Annotated in this window: 3 protein-coding genes and 1 pseudogene; all 4 read left to right on the top strand. The window is 68.1% G+C overall.

The genetic code is table 11. The features are described 5' to 3' along the window. Nucleotides 1-15 precede the first annotated feature (15 nt). On the top strand, nt 16-708 hold the full coding sequence (locus D9R02_RS11620) for a DsbA family protein (RefSeq protein WP_019311195.1): 693 nt from the start codon (nt 16-18) through the stop codon (nt 706-708). A 32-nt stretch (nt 709-740) separates the two neighbouring features. Then, nucleotides 741-1397: a vitamin K epoxide reductase family protein gene (locus tag D9R02_RS11615; protein ID WP_019311196.1), complete on the top strand. Its 657-nt coding sequence runs from the start codon at nt 741-743 to the stop codon at nt 1395-1397. 150 nt (nt 1398-1547) lie between these two features. Beyond that, nucleotides 1548-1898 (top strand): annotated as a pseudogene (locus D9R02_RS12355) (ArsR/SmtB family transcription factor). Beyond that, nucleotides 1895-2548, top strand: coding sequence for a cation diffusion facilitator family transporter (locus tag D9R02_RS11605; RefSeq protein WP_019311198.1), 654 nt, complete (start codon nt 1895-1897; stop codon nt 2546-2548). Before D9R02_RS12355 ends, D9R02_RS11605 begins: the two are co-directional and overlap by 4 nt. Nucleotides 2549-2712: the final 164 nt, after the last annotated feature.

The following is a 2712-nucleotide window of genomic DNA, read 5'->3' as shown; positions in this document are numbered from 1 at the left end:
CCGAAGGGATCCTGCGTGAGCACCCCCACCGACACTCCCACGACCACCTCGCCGAAGAGGTCCTCGACAAGGTCCAAGCTCATCGTCTGGGCGATCCTGGCCGCTGTGGTGACAGCCGGGATCATCGCCTTCCTGGTCGCCCGCGGGTCCTCCACCGCAGCCGCACCGGAAGACGCCGGGCAGGTGGTGCGCGAGAACAGCCGGGTGCTCTCGAAGGCCCCGGACGAACAAGCCGTGCTGGTGGAGTTCCTGGACTACGAGTGCGAGTCCTGCCGGGCCGCCTACCCCTTCATCGAGGACCTGCGCGCCGAGTACGCCGACACCGTCACCTTCGTCCACCGCTACTTCCCCCTGCCCGGGCACCGCAACTCCGTCAACGCCGCCCTGGCCGTGGAGGCCGCAGCCCAGCAGGGGCAGTACGAGGCGATGTACCAGCGCATGTACGAGACCCAGACCGAGTGGGGGGAATCGGCCGAGGACAAGAGCGCGGTCTTCCGCGGCTTCGCCGAAGACCTGGGCCTGGACATGGCCGCCTTTGATGCCGCGGTTGCCGACCCCGCCACGACCGAACGAGTCCAGCTCGATGTGGCCGACGGTGAGGCGCTGGGCGTGGGCGGGACCCCGACGTTCTTCCTCGACGGAGAAGTCCTCAACCCGGAGTCCCTGGAGCAGTTCCGGGCCGCGGTCGAGGCCGCCGCCACCGACTGATCCCCGCCCCTCACATCCGGAGAGACCCTGCCATGACCACATCTGGAACCGCCGATCGCCCCCGGGCCTCCGAGCCGATCCCGGAGGCCGCGACCGAGACTCACCTGCCCGCCTTCGCCCGTCACCGCCCCTTCGCGATCCTGCTGCTGGTGACCGGGGTGATCGGCTGGATCGCCTCAGCGATCCTGGTGCTCGAGCGCCTGGCCCTCTACCGCGACCCCGGCCACGTCACCAGCTGCGACATCAACCCCTGGGTGTCCTGCGGGCAGGTGATGGGCACCTGGCAGTCGGAACTGTTGGGCTTCCCCAATCCGCTGATCGGCATCGTCGCCTTCGCCGTGGTCATCACCACCGCCATGGCGGCCCTCTCCGGGGCGCGGTTCGGGCGCTGGTACTGGGCCGGCCTGCAGGTCGGGGTCACCGCCGGGGCAGTGTTCGTGGTCTGGCTGTGGTCCCAGGCGCTGTTCTCCATCTACATCCTGTGCCTGTACTGCATGATCGTGTGGGCGGCGATGATCCCCCTGACCATCCTGCTCACCGTCCGCAACCTCGCCCACGGCGTGATCCCCGCCCCGGCGGGGCTGGTGCGCTTCGCCACCGAATGGGCCTGGACCCTGATCGCCATCACCTACGTCGCGGTGGCCGCCTCGGTGTTCTTCCGCTTCTTTTCTACCTTCACCGGCCTCTGATCAACCACTGAGCGACCTCGGCCCCGGCGCCCCTCAGCGAGGAGTCCCGGGGCCGTGGCCTGTGCCGGTTCAGAGGCGCGGGCACCGGCAGGCGAGCAACATCACATCGCCAACAGACGATCAATCGGTTTTAAGCGATAGCATCGATTCATGACGAACAGCAGTTGTGCGACCACGCTGTCTCCGGCCGTGGCCCTGTTCCACTCCCTGTCCGACCCCACCCGACTGACCATCTCGGCCCGTCTAGCCCAAGGCGAAGCCAGGGTGCGGGACCTGGTCGAGGAGACCGGTCTGGCCCAATCCACCGTCTCCGCGCACATGGGATGCCTGCGCGAATGCGGGCTGGTAGTCGGGCGCACCGAGGGGCGCTAGACCTTCTACGCCCTGGCCCGCCTGGAGCTGCTGGATCTGCTAGCCACCGCCGAGACGCTGCTGGCGGCTACCGGGTCGAAGGTCGCCCTCTGCCCCACCTACGGCACCACCACGGAAGAAGACCGATGAGCAACCCCACCACCACCCTGTCTCCTACGGAGACCGAAGCCCTGACTCGCCGCGGGCTGCGCCTGGCCCAGTTCACCGTCGGCTACAACGTCATCGAAGGCATCGTCGCCGTCACCGCCGGTCTGATGGCCGGGCTGGTTTCGGTGGTCGGCTTCGGCATCGACTCGGGCATCGAGTCCATCGCCGCCGTACTGGTGGCCCTGCGCCTCTCCGCCCGACTGCGCCACGGCGAGACCGATGAGCACAAGGAGAAGATCACCCTGCGCCTGGTGGCGGTGACCTTCTTCATCCTCGCCGCCTACGTCACCTTCGAGGGCATCCGCTCCCTGATCGAAGGGGAGACCCCGGAGTCCTCCCCGGTGAGCATCATCATCCTGGTGGCCTCGCTGATCATCATGCCGATCCTGGCCGCAGCCAAGAAGAAGGTCGGCACCGCCCTGGGTGACAACCTCATCCTCGCTGATGCTGCCGAGACGAAGATCTGCGTGCTGCTGTCGATCTCCACCCTGGCCGGGCTGATCATCTTCGCGCTGACCGGCGCGGCCTGGGTGGACCCGGTGGCCGGGTTCGTTATCGCCGCCTTCGCGATCATGGAAGGCAAGGAAGCCTGGGAAGGCGAGCTCGTCGAGGACGACGACGATGACGACTGACCAGCACCTCGCCCCGGCCGGGACAGTGACCGCCGGGCACGAGTCCGGCGGCCGCGATCACCGCGATCGTCCGCTTGAGGACCTCGACACCGCCGGCTACTGATCCCGGACTGGCCGCCCACGGAGGGGCCTTGCCGAAGGCAGGGCCCCTCCCCCCTTTCACC

Source organism: Kocuria rhizophila (genome assembly GCF_003667225.1).
Lineage (GTDB): Bacteria > Actinomycetota > Actinomycetes > Actinomycetales > Micrococcaceae > Kocuria > Kocuria rhizophila.
The sequence above is the reverse complement of the archived record's forward strand: the minus strand, read 5'-3'. Positions and strand labels throughout refer to the sequence as shown.

What these genes read in the sequence shown, in the direction of transcription:
- D9R02_RS11615 (WP_019311196.1), top strand. Translation starts at nt 741, where the DNA reads ATGACCACATCTGGAACCGCCGATCGCCCCCGGGCCTCCGAGCCGATC.
- D9R02_RS11605 (WP_019311198.1), top strand. Translation starts at nt 1,895, where the DNA reads ATGAGCAACCCCACCACCACCCTGTCTCCTACGGAGACCGAAGCCCTG.